Below are 18,883 nucleotides of genomic sequence, written 5' to 3'. Positions count from 1 at the left end.
ACTAGAGGAAGGACTCAGCAAAAAAACGGCCCGCGACGGGGCCGTCTGCCTATTTCAGACCGACATTCATGAATTGGGTCGGCCCAAAGGGATCGACCTTGAAACCCGTCACGTTCTTGCTGATGGGCTGATACACCGTGGAATGGGCGATGGGCGTGAACGGCACCTGGTCTTTAAAAATTTCCTGGGCTTCCGTATAAGCCTTGGTCCGATCGGCGAGATTGGTCGTGCCGCGACCTTTCCGGATCAGATCGTCATAAGGTTTGTAGCACCATTTGGAAAAGTTACTGCCATTCACGGCGTCGCAGCCCAGCAGAACGCCCAGCCAGTTATCGGGATCGCCATAATCGCCGGTCCATCCGATCAGCATGGCTTCATGCTCGCCCGAATGCGCGCGGCGAATATATTCGCCCCATTCGTAGGTCGTGATTTTCACTTTCACGCCGATTTTCGCCCAGTCCGCCTGCAGCATTTCCGCCATCAGACGCGCATTCGGGTTGTACGGCCGTTGCACCGGCATCGCCCACAAAGTCAGGTCGAAACCGTCGGGATAGCCGGCCTGTTTGAGCAGCGCCTTCGCCTTGTCGACGTCGTAAGGCGCGTCCTTGAGATTCTTGTCGTAACCCCATTGCGTGGGCGGCATGGGGTTGGTCGCCGCCTGACCCGCGCCCTGATACACCGAGTCGATAATCGCTTTCTTATTGATCGACATATCGAGTGCGCGGCGCACCAGCACGTTATCGAGCGGCTTTTTGGTGGTGTTGTACGCGATATAGCCGAGATTGAAACCGACCTGACTCGGCATCACGAGCGAAGTATCGGCTTTCACGGCGGCAATATCCGCAGGACGCGGATAAGCCATCACCTGACATTCGCCGCGCTTTAACTTTTGCAATCGAACCGCCGGATCGACGGTAATCGCAAATATCAGCTTGCTGACTTTGACGACGCCAGGTTTCCAGTAATCCGGATTACCGTCGAAGCGAATCGAATCGTCTTTCGTATAGCTGCGGAAAATGAACGGGCCGGTGCCGACCGGATATTGGTTGATATCCGACGCCTTACCCGCTTTCAACAACTGGTCGCCGTATTCCGCCGATAGAACCGATGCGAACGGCATCGCGATCTGTTGCAAAAACGGCGCGTCGACTTCCTTCAGCGTGAAGCGGACGGTGTACGGATCGAGCTTTTCGATGCTCGCAATATTCTTGGCGAGACCGAGATCGGTGAAGTACGGGAACGGGACCGAGTACGCTTTTCTGAACGGCTGCTCGGGATCGAGCATGCGCTGATAGGTGAAAAGCACGTCGTCGGCGTTGAATTCGCGAGTCGGTTTGAAGAACGACGTGGTCTGGAACTTCACGCCGTGACGTAAATGAAAGGTGTATTGCAGGCCGTCCTGCGACACGTCCCACTTTTCGGCCAGACCGGGTTCGATGTCGGTGCTGCCGTGGGCGAACTCGACGAGCCGGTTATAGACCGTGTACGACCCGGCGCTGAACTCGACGCTGGTGGTGTACTGCGCGGTGTCGAAGCCCGCCGGGCTGCCCTCGGAGCAGAACACGAGGGTCTTGTCGGGCAACGAGGCCGCCTGGGCCGCGCCGGAGGAAAGGCCGCCGGCCAGAACGGCGCACGCGCTCAAAACGGGAAGGCAGGTATGGCGAACTGCAAACAGCAACCGGGATACTGTCATCATGTTCTCCGCACAGCAGCCACGTCAGCTGCGGTTCGATCATAGACAGCACAAAATTCGGGTTCAATGCGGGCTTACACGCCGCAAGGCAATCTCGAATGGGCACGCTTGTTGCGCCGCAGCAGGATTTCGGAACGGGACCGCCGCCCGGCGGCGGACGAAAAAAAACCGCGCAGCCGTTTGAGCCACGCGGTTTTCTCGACCAGCCAGGCGCTCTTTCAGACGCCGAGCCGCTCACACACCGCCTTCGTCGCCGCGGCGCCGTTCAGCGTGTAGAAATGCAAACCCGGCACTTTGGCGTCGATCAGACGCTGGCACAGGTCGGTCACCACATCCAGCCCGAATGCGCGAATCGAGTCGCGGTCGTCGCCGAAACTTTCCAGACGGCGCGCCACCCAGCGCGGCACTTCCGCGCCGCACATCTCCGAGAAGCGCATCAGCTGCGAGAAGTTCGTGATCGGCATGATGCCCGGCACGATCGGCACGTCGACGCCGAGCTTGCGCGCATCTTCGACGAAACGGAAATACGCGTCGCCGTTGAAGAAGTACTGCGTGATCGCGGAATCGGCGCCGGCCTTCACCTTGCGGGCGAAGTTCTCCAGATCCTGACGCGGCGAGCGCGACTGCGGGTGATACTCCGGATAGCCGGCCACCTCGATACGGAACCAGTCGCCGAACTCGGCGCGTATGAAGCTCACCAGTTCCGACGCATAGCGCAGCTCACCCACTTCACCCATGCCCGACGGCAGATCGCCGCGCAACGCGACGATATGGCGAATGCCGTGCGCGCGGTATTCGTTGAGGATCGCGCGCAGGCTGTCTTTCGACGAGCCGATGCACGAGACGTGCGGCGCGGCCTCGAGTCCGGTCTTCGCGATATCGACGACCGTGTCGAGCGTGCCCTGCTGCGTCGAACCGCCCGCGCCGAACGTGACGGACACGAACTTGGGCTTGAGCGGAGCAAGCTGCTCGCGCGTGGCGCGCAGCTTATCGACGCCTTCCTGCGTCTTGGGCGGGAAGAATTCGAATGAAAGTTCGATCGGGTTCATGATTCAGTAGTCAACCGACGGTCAACCGAGACTGCGGTTGCCGAAAATAAGCGCGGACAGCAGCCACGAAACGATGCTGTACAGAATCGAGCCGAAGAACGCCGACCAGAATCCCGACACTTCGAAGCCCTTGAGCAGCGACGCGCACAGCCAGAAGCACAACGCGTTGACCACCAGAATGAAGAGTCCGAGCGTGAGAATCGTCACGGGCAGCGTCAGCAGAATCAGCACCGGCCGCAGAATCGTGTTGATCAATCCGAGCACCACCGCGACGATCAATGCGGTGCCGAAACTGCGGATATGAATCGACGGAACCAGGTAGGTGATGATCAGCAGCGCGAGCGCGTTGATCAGCCAGGTCAGCAGCACGGTCATGTAGAGCTCCTTGGCAGGATGTCCGTTGAATGAAAGAAGGCGGGCATGGCGGACAAAGCGGCGCATTGCGCGCCGCCTCGTCGTCAGACTTTCATGCTTTTAAACCGCCCGCGGGCTTGAACGCACGCTTGGCGCGGGTTCAATAACGGTAGTGGTTCGGCTTGAACGGACCGTTCTTGTCCACGCTGATGTAGCTTGCCTGATAGTCCGACAGCACCGTCAGTTCCGCGCCGATGCGGCCCAGATGCAGGCGCGCGACCTTTTCGTCGAGATGCTTCGGCAGCACGTAGACCTTGTTTTCGTACTTGTCGCCGTGCACGAACAGTTCGATCTGCGCGATCGTCTGATTCGTGAACGAAGCCGACATCACGAACGACGGGTGACCCGTCGCGCAACCCAGATTCACCAGGCGGCCTTCTGCCAGCAGGATGACGCGCTTGCCGTCCGGGAAAATGATGTGGTCGACTTGCGGCTTGATGTTTTCCCACGTGTACTTGCGGGTCGACGCGACGTCGATTTCCGAATCGAAGTGACCGATGTTGCAGACGATTGCGTTATTGCGCATCGCAGCCATGTGATCGTGGCCGATCACGTGGAAGTTGCCGGTGGCCGTCACGAAGATGTCGGCCTTGTCGGCAGCGTATTCCATCGTCACGACGCGGTAGCCTTCCATGGCCGCTTGCAGCGCGCAGATCGGATCGATTTCCGTGACCCACACGGTAGCGCCGAGGCCGCGCAGCGATTGCGCGCAGCCCTTGCCCACGTCGCCGTAACCGGCCACGACCGCGATCTTGCCCGCGATCATCACGTCGGTCGCACGCTTGATGCCGTCGACCAGCGATTCACGGCAGCCGTACAGGTTGTCGAACTTCGACTTCGTGACCGAATCGTTCACGTTGATGGCCGGGAACGGCAGGCGGCCTTCCTTTTCCATCTGATACAGACGATGCACGCCGGTCGTGGTTTCTTCGGTCACGCCCTTGATGTGCGCGAGACGCGTGGAGTACCACACCGGGTCGGCGTCCAGATGACGCGCGATCGACTTGTACAGCGCGACTTCTTCTTCGTTTTCCGGCTTCGAGATCACCGAACGGTCTTTCTCGGCCTTCGAGCCGAGGATCAGCAGCAACGTGGCGTCGCCACCGTCGTCGAGGATCATGTTGGCAAATTCGCCATTCGGCCATTCGAAAATGCGGTGCGAGAATTCCCAGTACTCGTCGAGCGACTCACCCTTGAACGCGAACACCGGCACGCCGCCTTGCGCGATTGCGGCCGCAGCGTGGTCTTGCGTCGAGAAGATGTTGCACGATGCCCAGCGCACGTCGGCGCCGAGTGCCGTCAGCGTTTCGATCAGCACGCCGGTCTGAATCGTCATGTGCAGCGAACCCGCGACGCGCGCGCCCTTCAGCGGCTGCGACGTCTTGTATTCCTCGCGCGTTTGCATGAGGCCGGGCATTTCGGTTTCAGCGATATTCAGTTCCTTGCGGCCCCAGGCAGCAAGCGACATATCGGCAACGTGGAAATCGGTGTTTTTTGAATCGAGAACAGCGGCGTTCATCACGCCCTCCTTTCTAAAATAGTGACTAGAAATTTGACGTGAGCGCGGTTCGATGCGGGGGCGAGGACTGCGCGTGGCGCGCCCTGACCCTCCGATTGAAGCCTCCGAGCCTGGCGGGCGTCCTGCGAATGTGACTATTCGCGGTACCCGTCGCAACGCTCCTCGAAGACGAGCGTCGATTGTAGCAAATTGAGATGGCTTCGGGGCGTGTCGACCCAGGGTTAACCGGCGGCCGTTGGCGTGGCGTCTGCAACGCAGGCGGTCAGCGGCCGGGCCGCGAGCAACTGTCCGACGCCCGTTCGCGCCGCGTCGAGAAACCGTTGCGAATAGTGAAACGCTTCGGCGGTATCGACCGGGCTGGCAATCTGCATGCCGAGCGCAATGCGGAAGTAGCGTTCGGCGTGAATGCCGGCGTGGTAATGCATGCGCACGCGTTTCGCGTCGGTCAGACGCCGGTTGCCGAAGATTTCGCGCAACGCCCATGAGAATGCGCCGTCCTCGCCGCCAATGCGACGAAACGCGTCGTCCATCGGAAATCCGCCGAGCGCCGCGAATGCCGCGCGACGAATCACCAGACTGCTCGGCACCGTATTGCTGAGCGTGGCCGCATGCTGTTCGAATTCAGCGTGCGACGTGAGCGCGAGCGGGAAATCCACGTAGTCGACGTCGAAGCGAATCGACATCTCCGCGGGATGGTCCGCGAGGAAAGCGGCCGCGGCGGCAAGCGCGCCGGGCAGATATTCGTCGTCGGCATCGAGGAAGGCCAGCACACCATGCTCGGCGTGCATCGCACCCCAGTTGCGCGCGCGCGCCGCGCCGCCGTTGACCGGCATGCGCAGCAGACCGATGCGCGCGTCGATGGCTCCGCAACTTGCCACGATGTCAGCGCTCGCGTCGGTCGAGCCGTCGTCGACCACGATGATTTGCGCCGCTTCCGGCTGGATCATGCAACTGCCGAGCGCGCGGGCAAGGGTCGCCGCACCGTTGTAGCAGGGAATGACGATCGTGATGGGAAGCATGGCGTGCGAGGGCCGCAATGGGCCGGGCGGTGAAGGGGCGTCGATGTTAGTCTGCCTTCGGCCGTGCTCATCTTGAAATGGAGCGGGTGCGGCGTGCTTGCCGAATGTCGCGCGGGTTTGCGCGTCCGTTCTTGCGTCCCTTGTTGCGTCAGATCGGCAGCAAGCCCAGCATCGGCGCGAGCAGCACCATCACGACACCGGCGATCATCATCGTCAGGCTGGCGACCACGCCTTCCTCGTTGCCGAGTTCGCGCGCCTTGGCGGTGCCCACGCCATGCGCCGCCGCACCGAACAGCGCGCCGCGCGCGAGCCGCGTGCGCAGCGGCACGAGTCCGAGCACCAACTCGCCGAACAGCATGCCGCAGACACCTGTTGCGATCACGAAGAGCGCGGTCAGATCTTTGGGCGCGTGGATCTTGTCGGAGACGGCGAGCGCAAACGGCGTCGACACGGAGCGCGTCATCAGGCTGCGCTGCAATTCCGGCGACAGATGCAGCAGCTTGGCCAAGGCCAGCGAGCCGCCGACCGCCACCACGATGCCCACCGTCACGCCGACCGTCAGCGAAATCCAGTGCCGCTTCAACAGATCGCGGTACTCGTAGATCGGCACCGCGAACGCGACGGTAGCAGGCCCGAGCAGCCACATCAGCCAGCGGGTGTCCTGAAAGTAGACGGGATATGGAATGTGCAGCAGCACGACCAGAGCCACCAGCACGGCCGGCACCGCCAGCAAAGGCGTCAGCCACGGCGATCTGACGCGTGCGTACAGCGCCTTCGACGCGAAATACAGCGCCACGGTGAGCACAAAGCAGCCGGCCGCGATCAGACGCGAGGCGTCGTCGGCGAACAATGCGGCATAAAGCGAGGTGTAGAGCGCGCTCATCGGGAAACCTGGTGTGAAGTCGACTCAGGCGCGGGCGACGTGCCGCGCCACCATCACGCGACGCAGCGCGAGCCGCCGTTCGAGCCGCGCAGCCTGTTCGACCGCGAACGCCACGGCCACCATCACCATCAGCGTGCCGGCCACCACCACCAGCGCGAGACGCCAGCCGTCCTCGCGAAACAGGCCGCCGTATTGCACGGCGGCGACCGCGGCCGGAATGAAGAACAGCAGCATGTCCGAGAGCAGCCAGTCGGCGCCTGCCTTGATCCAGCGCGGCGCCACGCCGCCGCAAAACAGCAGCGCAAGCAACGCCACCAGTCCGACGACACCGCCGGGCACGGGCAGATGCAGCAAGCGGACCGCGTAATCAGCGACGAACCAGAGACCGCACAACGCGGCGCTTTGAATCGCGATTCGCGCGAAACGCAGCGCGCCGCCGGCGCGCGCGGACTTGTCGAATCGAGAAATAGCGGGCGTCGTCATGGCAATCCCTAAGTGGACATCTGTTGAAAGTCAGTATGGGTTTCGCCGCAACATAAATATAATGACTTACAATCATTCGAACCATTCCAAATTGGAATTTCGGAGCCAGAGATCGTGGAACTACGTGCGCTGCGGTATTTCGTCGAAGTGGTTCGTCAACAGAGCTTCACGGTCGCCGCTGAACTCATGTTCGTGACGCAGCCGACTATCAGCAAGATGGTCAAGTCGCTGGAAGACGAAATCGGCTCGCCGCTGCTGCTGCGCGACGGCCGTCAGATGGTGCTGACCGACGCCGGACGCATCGTCTATCAGCGCGGTCAGGACGTGCTCGCCGCGCATGCGCAACTACAGGCCGAACTGAACGATCTCGACAAGCTCGGGCGCGGCGAACTCACCATCGGCATTCCGCCCATGGGCGGCTCGCTCTTCACGCCTGCTATCGCCGCTTTCCGTCAGCGCTACCCGAAAATCGAACTGAAGCTGTTCGAGCAGGGTTCACGTGCGATCGAGGCCGCGCTCATCAACGGCGAGCTAGAGTTGGGCGGCGTGCTGCAACCGGTCGACCCGGAAAATATCGACGTATTGCCGATGACGCGCCAATTGCTGTGGCTGGTCGCGCGCACGGGTTCGCGTTGGGACGATCTGCATGAAGTGCCGCTCGCCGACCTCGCGAACGAACCGTTCGTGTTCTACGGCGAGAGCCTGGCGCTCAACGACGTCGTGTTGAATGCATGCCGCACCGCCGGGTTTGCGCCGACCATTGTCGGGCGCAGCGGACACTGGGACTTCATGGCCGCTCTGGTGCTGGCGGGCGTGGGCATTGCGCTGCTGCCCGCGCCGTATTGCAGGCGGCTCGATCCGGCGCAGTTCACCTGCCGCCCGGTGGTCGAACCGGAAATTCCATGGGAAATGGCAATCGGCTGGCGCCGCAACGGCTACCTCTCGCACGCGGCGCGCGCGTGGCTGGAGGTTGCGCGCGAAACGCTGCCGGGCCAGGCGGGTGACGACTTCATGCTGGGACCCGGCATCGGCATGACCGGCATCACGACACCGGCTCAAACCCCGCACGCCAAATGACAACGGGCCGCCCGGCGTGCAAACCGGGCGGCGCGGACGGCGGACGGCATTTCCCGCATCGGCGCGGGATGCCGCCTGAACGCCCTGCTTACTGCTGCGAGACGAACTCGATGCGGCGGTTGGCAAAACGGCCGCTCGCGGTGTCGTTGCTCTGCACCGGACGCACATCGCCGTAGCCCTGCGCGACCAGCGAATCAGCCGGCACACCCATCTTGACGAGATACAGACGCACGGCTTCGGCACGCTTCTTCGACAGTTGCAGATTGGACTGCTGACCGCCGACGTTATCCGAGTAGCCCGCCCCTTCGAGCTTCGCGCTCTTGCCATTCTTCGCGCAGGCCTGCAGCACTTGCGCCGACTGGTTCAGATCTTCGACCGCCGAAACCGGCACATGCGCGCTGGCGCTCGCAAAGTTGATGACTTGCAGGTTCAGCACCTTGACCACGTCGGCGGCGGCACAGGAGCTGTCCGGCGTCAGCAGGTTCTTGATAGCGCCGCGGAAATTTTCGGTTGCGTTGGCCACGGCCTGTTCGACGTTGAACGCGCCGATCTGGTACGACGCGCCGAACAGCGACTTCAGTTTGTCGAGCCAGCCGAGCTTGGCATCGGCCGCCGAGCCGCTCAATTCGATATGCGGTCCGTCGATTTTCACTTCCGCGCCGGGCGTTGCCATCAGCGGCAACAGGTCGTCCAGATGCGAGAGCCAATCAGCCGGCTTCACGTCGGCATTGACCGAGATGTCGGCGTCGAATTGACCGGCGCCGAGGCGACGCGTCAGCGCATCGAGAAGCTGTTTCTGCTCGGCTTCGCTGCCGACAACGGCGGTGATCGCCGGTTTGCCTGCCGCGTTGACCTTGAAGGTCAGTTGGCTGTCTTTGGTCGGCGCGGGGGCGGCGGCCGGTTGCTGCACTTCGCTGGCCGCCATCGCCGAAGCGGCGACGGGTGCGGAAGCGGTTGCGTCGGCGGAGGCGGCAACCGGTGCCGAGGCGACCACGTCAGCCGACGCTGCGGCCGGCGCGGAAGCGGCCACGGCGCTCGCTGCGGTGTCATTGCCGGCTGGCTCGCTGGCCGTTTCGTTGTGGCAGCCACGCAGGAAGAGGAACGCGAGCAGGGCGGCAATCGCGGCGAGCAACCACCAGAGCCACTTGTGCGAGCGAGGCTCCGCACGCACCACGGCATCCGCCGGCACGCGGACCGACGACATGGCTTCCGCGACGGGCTTGACGGCAGCCGTATGGTCGAGGCTCGCCGACACGGCTTTCAGTTGACCGAGAATGTTGCCGGTGAAGGCGCCGAGGCCGCTCAGGCCGAGCGCGCCCATCGCGCGGTCGTTCAGATACGGAGCGATGATCGGCAATTGATGACCGAGCAAGGTAGGCAGTTGCCCGACGTTGCCCTTGCCTTCGAGAAAGTGCTTCTTGAGGATGCCCAGCATCGTGGCGCCAACGATGCCCGTCATAGCATGCGCGGCGTGAGCCGGCACGCCCGTCTGGCCCGCGACTTCGTCGCTGAGCGCGTCGACGCGGCGATCGAGCACGCGTTCCAGCAGGCTGCGGCCCGTGGTTTCCAGCTGGCTCATGCCGCCGGTGCTGCCGAGCAACTGCGGCAACTGTTCGGCGATGTGCCCGTTGACTTCCGGCGAGAGCATCGTGGCGAACAGCGAGCGTGCGCCGTCCAGCGTCGCGCCCTTCTGCATCAAACCGGCAACCAGCGCCGGGCCGGTCGTTGCCAATACCTTCTGGGTGGCGTCTGGCGGCAGCCCGAAGCGGGCCGCCAGTTGTCGCACCACACCGTCCGTCAATGCGGACTGAATCAACTGCATTACATTGATACTCATCGCTTCGCTTCCTTGAGTTTCCCGAACGTGTCACCTGACGCGCTCTTTTCGCGGCGCGATTTTAGGCGCGAGGGAATCTCATAAACGAAGCAGCACAATTTATGACGAATTAGCCGATGTTCGCCTCATTTTTCTTGAATTTGCGTGCAAAATTAAGAAAGTAGCGGAAGAGGCCTGGCAGTCGCCGGACGAAAGCCAGCTCGAAATACTACGAGCGCGTTCGCCGATTCGGACGCGCTTCGCATTCACAACCAGACCGCAAGTTCAGGCCGCGACGCCGGTCACACCCGCCGGTTTCACCGCCACCGAAGCCACCGTCGGCCCGGCACGGCGCGCCTGTGCGATCAATTCGGCCGCGCGTTCGCCGATCATCACCGTCGGCGAATTGGTGTTGCCGCCAATCAGCGTCGGCATGACGGACGCGTCGACGATACGCAGGCCCGTGACCCCGCGCACCCGCAATTGCGGATCGACGACCGAGCGCGCGTCGCCGCCCATCCGGCAGGTCGCGACAGGGTGATAAATAGTGTCGGCGTGCTCGGCAATGGTCTGGCGCAACTCGGCTTCGGTCTGGCCAGGATGCGTGTACAACTCCTTGCCGCCATGCAAGGCGAGCGAGGGTGCGGCCAGAATCCGCCGCGCAATCTGTGCGCCTTCCACCAGCAGGTCGAGGTCGCGCGAGTCGCTGAAAAAGCGTGGATCGATCACCGGCGCGGTGCGCGCGTCCGCACTCGCAAGCGTCACCGTGCCGCGGCTGTGCGGGCGCAGCACGCATACGTGCAGCGAGTAGCCGTGGCCCCAGTGCATGTGCCGGTTGTGATCGTCGACGAGCGCCGCGCAAAAGTGCAATTGCAGGTCGGGCCGCTCGAGCGTCGGACGGCTCTTCAGGAAACCGCCCGCCTCGGCCACGTTGCTCGACAGCATGCCGCGCCCGTGCCGCATGAACGTGACGAATTGCGGCAGCATTCGCGCGATGCCGCGAATCGAGAAGCCCGTCGGTTCGATGGACGAAACGCGCTTGTTGATCGTGAAATCGACGTGATCGATCAGGTTCTGGCCGACTTCGGGCGCGTCGTGCAACACCGGAATACCGAGCGACTGCAAATGCGCCGCCGGCCCGACGCCCGAGCACATCAGCAATTGCGGCGTATTGAACGCGCCCGCGGCGAGCACCACTTCGGCTCGCGCTTCGAGATGCTCGGTGCGGCCGCCACGCACGATTTCGACGCCGTTCGCCCGCTTGCCGTCGAAGCTCACGCGCAGCACGGTCGCATCGGCGATGGTGTGCAGATTGGGGCGTTGTTTATCGTAGATATAGGCGCGCGCGACGCTGCAGCGTTGCCCGTCGCGCTGCGTCACCTGATAGAAACCGATGCCTTCCTGTTCCGCACCGTTGAAGTCGTCGTTCAGCCGATAACCCGCTTCGGTGGCGGCCTGCACGAAGCGCTTCGAAAACGGGTTGCGGAAGCGCAAATCCGACACCGTGAGCGGGCCGCTGTCGCCGTGCCAGGCGTCGGCGCCGCGTTCGTTGCCCTCGGCGCGCCGGAAATAAGGCAGCACTTCCGCCCACGACCACCCTTCGCAGCCGAGTTGCGCCCATTCGTCGTAATCGAGCGGATGACCACGCGTGTAGATCATGGCGTTGATCGCGCTCGATCCGCCGAAACCGCGCCCGCGTGGCTGGTAGCCCTGGCGTCCGCCGAGTCCGGGTTGAGGCGTGGTGAGATAACCGTAGTTGGTCTTGAGTTTGTGCGGCACGACGGCCGCAACGCCCACCGGCATGTTCACGAACAGATTGCGCTGCGTGTGCGGCCCGGCTTCGATCAGCGCGATCGTGGCGTCCGGGCAGCTATCGGCCAGACGGCTCGCGAGCGAACAGCCGCCCGAGCCTGCACCGACGACGATGTAGTCGTATTGCATACGTTCCTCCTGGTGGGCCGCGTCGCCGCCGGACCCTGTCTCGTGCACACTTGTCTACGTGTGTTCATCGGCATTGTAGGGAGCGTTCAGGGGTCGCGGCGCGCCGGCGGCAGAGCGATTCCTCTAAACGAAAGCCCCCTCGCGACCCTATGATGAAAGACGCGCCAACGCCCGTCGCACTGCGGCGCACAGCATTCAAACGCGGTCCGACACGTGTTCTGCTCGCAGAATACGGCACGGCGCAGACCAATAAAACAGCACGCCGTCGATCGACGACGGCGCGTGTCCGGTGAACGGAGACAGCAGATGGATTCGCACGAACCAGGCGTCGGTCTCGACCTCGCCCACGGCCGCACTCACGAGGTCGACAATCAGGCGCCGCCGCTCGCCGATTACAACCTGTTCGCGAGCGACGTCGCCTTGTCCGCGGCACTCGAACGCGATGGCGCCGCGTGGCATCGCGACGCGCTGCTGCGTCACGGCGCAGCGCTCAGCACGCCGCAAACGCTCGCGCTCGCCGAACTGGCGAATCGCCACACGCCCGAACTCTTCACACACAGCCCGCGCGGCGAGCGCATCGACGCGCTGGAGTTTCATCCATCGTGGCATGAATTGCTCGGACTGCTGCGCCAGGAAGGTTTACATGCGCTGCCGTTTTCCGATCCGCAGCCCGGCGCGATGGTCGCGCGCTGCGCCGGCTACTTCCTGCACGCGCAACTCGAATCCGGCTCGCTGTGTCCGCTCACCATGACGTTCGCGAGCATTCCGGTGCTGCAGCGCGAACCGGCGCTTTTCGACACGTTGCGCGACAAGCTGTACGCCCGCGAACACGATCCGCGCGACGTGCCGCTCGCGCAGAAAGGCTCGGCGATGATCGGCATGGGTATGACCGAAAAACAGGGCGGCTCGGACGTGCGCAGCAATCGGACTCGCGCCCACGCGACGCGCGGCACCGGACGCGGCGCCGAATATCAGCTGGTCGGCCACAAATGGTTTTTCTCCGCGCCGCAGTGCGACGCGCATCTGGTGCTCGCCCGCACCGACGACCACGACGGCCTCTCCTGCTTCTTCGTGCCGCGCTTCACGCCGGACGGCAGCAAGAACGCGGTGCAGATCCAGCGTCTGAAAGACAAGCTCGGCAATCGATCCAACGCCAGCAGCGAAGTCGAATTCTTCAACGCGTACGGCGTGATGATCGACGACGAAGGACGCGGCGTGCCGACCATCATCGAAATGGCGAACTACACGCGGCTCGACTGTGTGATCGGCAGCGCGGCGCTGATGCGCGCGGCACTCGTGCAGGCCATCCACCACGCGCGGCATCGCAGCGCATTCGGCAAGCCGCTCGCCGATCAGCCGCTGATGCGCAACGTGCTCGCCGATCTCGCGCTGGAGTCGGAAGCGGCGACCGTGCTGTTCATGCGGCTCGCGCGCGCTTTCGAAGCGTCCGCCGACGCCGCGACGGCGCCGCCCGCCGAGCGCGCGTGGCGTCGCATCGTCACCCCCGCGGCGAAATACTGGGTCTGCAAACGCGCGCTGGAATTCACCGGCGAGGCGATGGAAGTCTGGGGCGGCAACGGCTACGTCGAGACCGGCCCGATGGCGCGCTTCTATCGCGAGGCGCCGGTCAATTCGATCTGGGAGGGCTCGGGCAACGTGATGTGTCTCGACGTGCTGCGTGCCATGGAACGCGAGCCCGAAGCGGCGCAGGCGCTGTTCGCCGCGTGGCAGCACGACGCGCAAGGACACCCGGCGCTCGGTGCCGCGCTCGGCCGGCTCGCCGCCAGCCTCGAAGGCGCGCCCGCCGCGCGCGAAGCCTCGGCGCGCCGGATCGCCCAGCAGATCGTGCTGATCGCGCAGGCCGCCTTGCTCGTGAAGCACGCGCCCGCCGCCATCGCCGACGCCTTCATCGCCACGCGTCTGGCCGACGGCTGCGGCGAAAGCGGTCGCGTGTACGGCACCCTGCCGGCCACCATCGATCATGCGGCGATCGTCGAACGGGCTTTTCCGGCCTGAGTTTCGTACACGTTTCGCCGACGCCATTCGCCGTCACGCCGGAACATCGGCAACGTAGTTCACACATCAATAAGCGCGGTTCACGCGCATCGACATCCATCAGGGAGTGGACCTATGAAGAACGATCTGCCGGAAGTAGCCGCGCTCGAAGCGCTGCTGCGCGATCAACGTCATGCCTATCTGCGCGCGCCCTATCCGTCGTGGGAAACGCGCGCCGCGCATTTGCGCGCGCTGCGTAAAGTCATGCTCGACAATCGCGATGCGCTCGCCGAAGCCATGAACGCGGATTTCGGCAATCGCGCGAAGCAGGAAGTGCTGCTCGCCGAGTTCCTGCTCGTGAAGGAAGAGATCGACGCGTCGCTCAGACACGGCAAACGCTGGATGAAATCGCAGCGCCGCAGCACCAACAAATGGCTCATGCCTGCGCGGGCGAAGGTCGTGCCGCAACCGCTCGGCGTGGTGGGCATCATCGTGCCGTGGAATTATCCGGTGCTGCTCGCCGCCGGGCCGCTCATCAGCGCGCTGACCGCCGGCAATCGCGCGATCATCAAGATGTCGGAGCTGACGCCGCGCACCTCGGCGCTGTTCGAGCAACTCATCGGCCAGACGTTCGCGCGTGAACACGTCGCGGTCGTGAACGGCGACGCCGCGCTCGCCGCCGCCTTCAGCGCGCAGCCGTTCGACCATCTGCTGTTCACCGGCTCGACGAAGGTCGGTCATGAGGTCATGCGCGCGGCCGCCGAACATCTGACGCCGGTCACGCTGGAACTGGGCGGCAAATCGCCGGCGATCATCGGCACGCATGCGCGTTTCGACAATGCCGTGGACAACCTCGTCGCGGGCAAGACGCTCAACGCGGGGCAAACCTGCATCGCGCCTGACTACGTGCTGGTGCCGCGCGGCAAGGAACAGGCGTTCATCGAACGGGCCCGCGCGCGCATGTCGGCGATGTATCCGGATTTCGCCACCAATCTCGACTACACCTCGATCATCTCCGAGCGCCATTTCGCGCGCCTGCAACGTCTCGCCGACGAAGCGCAGGCCGCGGGCGCGCAGCTTCATCGACTCACCGACGGGACGCCCGACCCCGCCACGCGCCGCTTTCCATTGATCGCGGTCACGAATGCGCCGGACGAAAGCACGCTGATGCAGGAAGAGATTTTCGGCCCGCTCCTGCCGATCGTCCCGTACGACACGCTCGACGACGCGATCGCGTGGGTCAACGCCCGACCGCGTCCGCTCGCGCTCTATCTCTACGCCGACGATTCCGCCACCATCGAGCGCGTCACGCGCGACACCATCGCGGGCGGCATGGCGATCAACGAAACGCTGATGCATCTGGCGTGCGAGAGCCTGCCGTTCGGCGGTGTCGGCGCAAGCGGCATGGGCGCGTATCACGGCTACGAAGGCTTCGTGACTTTCTCGAAGATGAAGCCGGTGCTCACGCAGGCGCGTCTGAACGCACGCGGCTGGATTTCGCCGCCGTACGGCAAGCGCGTGAATGCACTGCTGAAATTGATGATGCGCTTCTGAGGCGAGCCCGAAGGCGCGCGAAACTCAGCGCGCCGCTGCAGCGCCGCCGATGTCGGTGGCGACCACGTCGGTGACGTCGGCGGAGTCGGCGGTGTCGCTTGCGGGGGCTTCGATCGCGCCGCTTTCGAGCCGATGCAGCCACGCGAGCAACTCCGCGACCGCCTGATAAAGCTGAGGCGGAATACGCGAATCGAGGTCAACCTGCATGAGCAGCGAGACCATCTCCGGCGCCTCGTGTACGTAAAGACCGGATTCCTTGGCGCGCTGCACGATCATCTCGGCCAGCATGCCGTAGCCCTTGGCGATCACACGCGGAGCCGGATCGGCGCCTTTCGGGTCGTAGGCGAGCGCAGCCGCGCTGCGGCGATGTTTGCGGCTCATCACATGTCCCAGTCGAAGTCGTCGGACGGCGTGGCGCGCGGACCACGCTGGCCTGCTGCGCCGGCCGCCGTTGCGCCCACCGACGCCGAACGGGCGTACGCCGACGCCGCGGCCTGCGCAGCCGCCGCCGCGCCGGGACTGCCGGCGGCCGCTGCACCTGGCACGCCGCCGCCGATCTCGCGAATCGTCAAACCATGCAATTCGATGCCGGCCGCCGCGAGCCGCTGACGAAACTGTTCGCCCTGCGTCACGAGCCGGGCGGCGCCGCCGGGACTCGCCTGCACGCGCGCCATCAGGCGCATGCCGGTGAGCGTGAGTTCGGCGTCGACGGTGCCGAGCGTCGGTAGCGACAGCGTCAGGCGCGTGCGCCACGGCTGGTCGTCTTCGCTGGCCGCGCCGCCGCCGCCGCGATCCCATTCGTCACCGTCCTGCTCGATGGTCCAGTCGAGCCGCGCGCCCGGCCACGCTTCGCCGGTCCAGCGGAATTGCCCGGTGGCGAGCATGTCGAGTTGCTGACGCACCAGCGGCACGGTGGCGGGATGAACCGCTGCCGTCATCGATTGCGAAGTCTGCGTCGAGCCGTCGCTCGCTGACGGCGTGGTTGCGCTGTGCAATCCGGCATGCGCGGACTGGCTGTTCAGATCGGAGAGCGAACTGGCCAGCACTTCGCCCGCGACGAAGCGTGCCGCCTGCGCGGTCTGGATCGACGGCATCATGCGCGCGGCGTTATTACCATCGGCCGTGTTGCCGTTGGCGCTGCCCGCGCCTTGACGACCGGCCGCATTGGTCGCCGGATTGCCGGACGCCGACGCTTCGCCGTCGTTCGCCCAGTCGAGCGGCAATTGCGCGGACGCGGCGACGAGCCGATTCTGCGGCTCGCTCGCGAGCTGGGCGGGTGAACGCTGGCCTTCGAGCCATTGCGCGAGATGAGCTTCGTAGAAGAGTCCGCTGTCGTCGACCGTCTGCTGAAGGGCGGCGGCGAGCGCCGCGACCGGCACCTGCGCCGCCGCGACATTCGCCGTAGCGGCGGTGGCCGCAGTGGCATTGGTTGCCGTCGCGGCGCCGGCAGTGTTCGGATTGGCGGAAGGCGGTACGCCCGTGTCGAAAAGCGGCAAGCCGGCAATTTCGACGTCCAGTGCGGGAGCAGCCGGCCAGATCGGCGTCTGGCCGAGCACCGCCGGTGTCGCTTCGCCGCCCGAACGCATGATGGCGTCGAGCGTGAGCGCAACGGCGGACAAGGCGGTTTGCGCGGAAGCCTGCGGCGCTTGCGTGACGATGGGTGCGCCGATGGCGGGCGCGGTCTCGAGGTCCGCCGCGCCGGTTTGCGACGCCGTCGCACTGCCCGGCGCGATATTGAGCAGACTGTCGACCCGGTTCGCGAGCAGCGAAGTGACGACCGTGTCGATTCCGTTCATCCCGATTCCTTGGTCACATTTGCGTCGGCGCGCTCAGGGCACCTCTGGCATAACAGCAGAACTGCAGCACCCGACGAGCGGTCTGCATAAGTCCATGCTCAGCGCGCCCCGTACAGTTCCTTGAGCACGCGCGTCGGGCGTCCCGTAAACAAGGCCGACAGATTGGCCATGCGCGGATTCGCGAGATCGCGAATAGCGGCGTCGTCCGCCAGAATCTGACGGATCAGCTCGTACTTGCGCAGACGCTCCGAATCGTCGAGTTTCACGCCGCTCTCGGCGTCGCGTAATGCCTCCACCAGATGCCGGTACTCCTCCTGCAAGTGCACCAGATCGTTCCACAGGTCTCGCCGTGCAACCATCAACATACGGCGGGAAATCGCTGCAATCGCCTCGTAGCGGGCGAAATATTCTGCGTTCGATGTCATCTCATGCTTTCCGCGGCGGGCTGGGCAGCCATCCGCGCGATCTCCGGGGCAATCCCGATCCATGCTTCTTCGAGCGTCGCAAGCAACCCATCGACCTCGACCAGCATCGCCTCGCTTTGTTTTATGTTGGCTTCGAGCAGCCGACGCGACATGTAGCCATATAGCGCGTTCAGCCGCTCTGCAATCTCGCCGCCTGCCTCGAGGTTCAGCGATTGTTGCAGCCCGCTTTCGACGATCTGGATCGCCTTGCCGATCGACTCTCCTCGACCCGGCACATTGCCCTGCTGGATATGCATGCGTGCTTGCGCGATCGCCTGCCGGGCGCCTTGGTACAACATCACGATCAGACGATGCGGACTCGCGCCCATCACCCCTGTCTCGACGCCGACGCGTGCATACGCGTTGGCTCCAGAGTGTCCTGGGGAAAACATCGGCGCTCCTCCTCTCTTGCACTGCGGTTGGTCGTGGCCCCCCATCCGGCCACGTTTCCGTGCCCCGATTTCTGCCTGTATCTGGTTATCGGATAGGCAGCCGGAAAGCTTTAGGCCGGTGTAAGGAGGAATAAGGGGCGCGATGGCTTGACGGCCTGACCGGGCCGCCCGACAAGGCTGCGAGCGTGCATGACGCGGGGCGGGCGGACCTGCCTTGCCGCCCCCGTCGTGCTCACACCGACATCTGCATGATGTCGTTGTAGGCGGACACCAGCTTGTTGCGCACCTGCAGGCCGAACTGGAAGCCGACATTGGCCTTCTGCATGTCGACCATCACGTCGTTCAGCGAGACGTTCGACGCGCCGAGTTCGAAGGCCTTCGACTCGCCGATCGCCTTGTTCTGATCGCCGCTGATCTTGTCCAGCGAGGCTTTCAGCGCCGACGCGAAACCGCCGGCCGACGCGGCGCCGGACTGGTCTGCGACGGTACTGCTGCTGCCGGCCGCTTGCGCCGCCATCGACTGCATCTGTTGCAGCGCCGACGAAAGCGCGTTCACGGGCATAGTCATGTTCTCTCCAGGAATGACGACCGGTATGCGGATACGGTACCGGTCTGGACGAAAGCATAGCAGCGGCCCATGCGGGAAAGCCCCGAAAGTAGGGGGGAAACCCCGCTCTATTCAAGCAATCGGCTTCCCCGCCCATGCGGATAATTTCAAGGGTGAAAGTGTCTGTCCGCACGCCCGCCGACCCTCGGTGCGGCGGCTGCGGCAGAACGCAAAAGGCATT

17 protein-coding genes and 1 riboswitch are annotated in these 18,883 nt (G+C 64.2%); of the genes, 3 read left to right on the top strand and 14 right to left on the bottom strand.

What is annotated here, in order from left to right:
* Positions 1-49: 49 nt before the first annotated feature.
* The 7 genes from P3T18_RS11375 to P3T18_RS11345 form a co-directional block, all read right to left on the bottom strand.
* Positions 50-1,693 (bottom strand): ABC transporter substrate-binding protein, encoded by a 1,644-nt coding sequence (locus P3T18_RS11375; protein ID WP_429300093.1) that lies wholly within the window; start codon positions 1,691-1,693, stop codon positions 50-52.
* A gap of 218 nt (positions 1,694-1,911) precedes the next feature.
* A complete protein-coding gene (gene metF / locus P3T18_RS11370; RefSeq protein ID WP_429299989.1) occupies positions 1,912-2,742 on the bottom strand; it encodes a methylenetetrahydrofolate reductase [NAD(P)H] in 831 nt (276 codons plus the stop codon).
* 21 nt (positions 2,743-2,763) lie between these two features.
* Entirely contained in the window at positions 2,764-3,117 is a 354-nt protein-coding gene (locus P3T18_RS11365) for a phage holin family protein (RefSeq protein WP_013340808.1), read from the bottom strand.
* A gap of 139 nt (positions 3,118-3,256) precedes the next feature.
* Positions 3,257-4,675, bottom strand: coding sequence for an adenosylhomocysteinase (gene ahcY, locus P3T18_RS11360; protein WP_429299988.1), 1,419 nt, complete (start codon positions 4,673-4,675; stop codon positions 3,257-3,259).
* Positions 4,676-4,708: 33 nt separating this feature from the next.
* Positions 4,709-4,845: riboswitch (S-adenosyl-L-homocysteine riboswitch) on the bottom strand.
* A 51-nt stretch (positions 4,846-4,896) separates the two neighbouring features.
* The gene (locus tag P3T18_RS11355) at positions 4,897-5,694 is read right to left on the bottom strand and encodes a glycosyltransferase family 2 protein (protein ID WP_429299987.1); all 798 of its coding nucleotides are present in this window, start codon (positions 5,692-5,694) and stop codon (positions 4,897-4,899) included.
* A gap of 148 nt (positions 5,695-5,842) precedes the next feature.
* Positions 5,843-6,577, bottom strand: coding sequence for an LrgB family protein (locus tag P3T18_RS11350; protein WP_429299986.1), 735 nt, complete (start codon positions 6,575-6,577; stop codon positions 5,843-5,845).
* A gap of 24 nt (positions 6,578-6,601) precedes the next feature.
* Positions 6,602-7,060 carry a CidA/LrgA family protein gene (locus P3T18_RS11345; protein ID WP_429299985.1) on the bottom strand — a complete coding sequence of 153 codons (459 nt, stop codon included), beginning with the start codon at positions 7,058-7,060 and terminating at the stop codon, positions 6,602-6,604.
* Between the two features lie 114 nt (positions 7,061-7,174).
* Here P3T18_RS11345 and P3T18_RS11340 point away from each other — a divergent pair, with 114 nt between their 5' ends.
* On the top strand, positions 7,175-8,137 hold the full coding sequence (locus P3T18_RS11340) for a LysR substrate-binding domain-containing protein (RefSeq protein WP_429299984.1): 963 nt from the start codon (positions 7,175-7,177) through the stop codon (positions 8,135-8,137).
* Between the two features lie 88 nt (positions 8,138-8,225).
* Here the strand turns inward: P3T18_RS11340 and P3T18_RS11335 are convergent, their stop codons facing one another.
* Complete coding sequence (locus P3T18_RS11335) at positions 8,226-9,974, bottom strand: OmpA family protein (RefSeq protein WP_429299983.1); 1,749 nt, start codon at positions 9,972-9,974, stop codon at positions 8,226-8,228.
* A gap of 264 nt (positions 9,975-10,238) precedes the next feature.
* Complete coding sequence (locus P3T18_RS11330) at positions 10,239-11,894, bottom strand: GMC family oxidoreductase (RefSeq protein ID WP_429299982.1); 1,656 nt, start codon at positions 11,892-11,894, stop codon at positions 10,239-10,241.
* A gap of 306 nt (positions 11,895-12,200) precedes the next feature.
* Here P3T18_RS11330 and P3T18_RS11325 point away from each other — a divergent pair, with 306 nt between their 5' ends.
* The gene (locus P3T18_RS11325; protein ID WP_429299981.1) at positions 12,201-13,910 is read left to right on the top strand and encodes an isovaleryl-CoA dehydrogenase; all 1,710 of its coding nucleotides are present in this window, start codon (positions 12,201-12,203) and stop codon (positions 13,908-13,910) included.
* 114 nt (positions 13,911-14,024) lie between these two features.
* Entirely contained in the window at positions 14,025-15,443 is a 1,419-nt protein-coding gene (locus P3T18_RS11320) for a coniferyl aldehyde dehydrogenase (protein ID WP_429299980.1), read from the top strand.
* A 24-nt stretch (positions 15,444-15,467) separates the two neighbouring features.
* On the opposite strand, the gene P3T18_RS11315 is transcribed toward P3T18_RS11320, so the two are convergent.
* The 5 genes from P3T18_RS11315 to fliE form a co-directional block, all read right to left on the bottom strand.
* Complete coding sequence (locus P3T18_RS11315; RefSeq protein ID WP_429299979.1) at positions 15,468-15,824, bottom strand: EscU/YscU/HrcU family type III secretion system export apparatus switch protein; 357 nt, start codon at positions 15,822-15,824, stop codon at positions 15,468-15,470.
* Positions 15,824-17,239: a flagellar hook-length control protein FliK gene (locus tag P3T18_RS11310; RefSeq protein ID WP_429299978.1), complete on the bottom strand. Its 1,416-nt coding sequence runs from the start codon at positions 17,237-17,239 to the stop codon at positions 15,824-15,826. The genes P3T18_RS11315 and P3T18_RS11310 overlap by 1 nt, the downstream gene beginning before the upstream one ends.
* A 98-nt stretch (positions 17,240-17,337) precedes the next feature.
* The gene (locus tag P3T18_RS11305) at positions 17,338-17,664 is read right to left on the bottom strand and encodes a flagellar protein FliT (protein ID WP_429299977.1); all 327 of its coding nucleotides are present in this window, start codon (positions 17,662-17,664) and stop codon (positions 17,338-17,340) included.
* Positions 17,661-18,095, bottom strand: a complete 435-nt coding sequence (gene fliS / locus P3T18_RS11300) for a flagellar export chaperone FliS (protein WP_429299976.1) — start codon at positions 18,093-18,095, stop codon at positions 17,661-17,663. The genes P3T18_RS11305 and fliS overlap by 4 nt, the downstream gene beginning before the upstream one ends.
* A gap of 232 nt (positions 18,096-18,327) precedes the next feature.
* A complete protein-coding gene (gene fliE / locus P3T18_RS11295) occupies positions 18,328-18,663 on the bottom strand; it encodes a flagellar hook-basal body complex protein FliE (protein WP_429299975.1) in 336 nt (111 codons plus the stop codon).
* Between the last annotated feature and the right edge of the window lie 220 nt (positions 18,664-18,883).

It is taken from the genome of Paraburkholderia sp. GAS199, from assembly GCF_050436585.1.
In the GTDB taxonomy this organism is placed as follows: Bacteria; Pseudomonadota; Gammaproteobacteria; order Burkholderiales; family Burkholderiaceae; genus Paraburkholderia.
Note: the sequence above shows the minus strand (reverse complement) of the source record. Positions and strands in the feature narration are given on the sequence as shown.

Bases quoted from the DNA above. Each gene is read 5' to 3' on its own strand.
- P3T18_RS11375 (WP_429300093.1), bottom strand. From the start codon at position 1,693: ATGACAGTATCCCGGTTGCTGTTTGCAGTTCGCCATACCTGCCTTCCC.
- metF (WP_429299989.1), bottom strand. From the start codon at position 2,742: ATGAACCCGATCGAACTTTCATTCGAATTCTTCCCGCCCAAGACGCAG.
- P3T18_RS11365 (WP_013340808.1), bottom strand. From the start codon at position 3,117: ATGACCGTGCTGCTGACCTGGCTGATCAACGCGCTCGCGCTGCTGATC.
- ahcY (WP_429299988.1), bottom strand. From the start codon at position 4,675: ATGAACGCCGCTGTTCTCGATTCAAAAAACACCGATTTCCACGTTGCC.
- P3T18_RS11355 (WP_429299987.1), bottom strand. From the start codon at position 5,694: ATGCTTCCCATCACGATCGTCATTCCCTGCTACAACGGTGCGGCGACC.
- P3T18_RS11350 (WP_429299986.1), bottom strand. From the start codon at position 6,577: ATGAGCGCGCTCTACACCTCGCTTTATGCCGCATTGTTCGCCGACGAC.
- P3T18_RS11345 (WP_429299985.1), bottom strand. From the start codon at position 7,060: ATGACGACGCCCGCTATTTCTCGATTCGACAAGTCCGCGCGCGCCGGC.
- P3T18_RS11335 (WP_429299983.1), bottom strand. From the start codon at position 9,974: ATGAGTATCAATGTAATGCAGTTGATTCAGTCCGCATTGACGGACGGT.
- P3T18_RS11330 (WP_429299982.1), bottom strand. From the start codon at position 11,894: ATGCAATACGACTACATCGTCGTCGGTGCAGGCTCGGGCGGCTGTTCG.
- P3T18_RS11325 (WP_429299981.1), top strand. From the start codon at position 12,201: ATGGATTCGCACGAACCAGGCGTCGGTCTCGACCTCGCCCACGGCCGC.
- P3T18_RS11320 (WP_429299980.1), top strand. From the start codon at position 14,025: ATGAAGAACGATCTGCCGGAAGTAGCCGCGCTCGAAGCGCTGCTGCGC.
- P3T18_RS11315 (WP_429299979.1), bottom strand. From the start codon at position 15,824: ATGAGCCGCAAACATCGCCGCAGCGCGGCTGCGCTCGCCTACGACCCG.
- P3T18_RS11310 (WP_429299978.1), bottom strand. From the start codon at position 17,239: ATGAACGGAATCGACACGGTCGTCACTTCGCTGCTCGCGAACCGGGTC.
- P3T18_RS11305 (WP_429299977.1), bottom strand. From the start codon at position 17,664: ATGACATCGAACGCAGAATATTTCGCCCGCTACGAGGCGATTGCAGCG.
- fliS (WP_429299976.1), bottom strand. From the start codon at position 18,095: ATGTTTTCCCCAGGACACTCTGGAGCCAACGCGTATGCACGCGTCGGC.
- fliE (WP_429299975.1), bottom strand. From the start codon at position 18,663: ATGACTATGCCCGTGAACGCGCTTTCGTCGGCGCTGCAACAGATGCAG.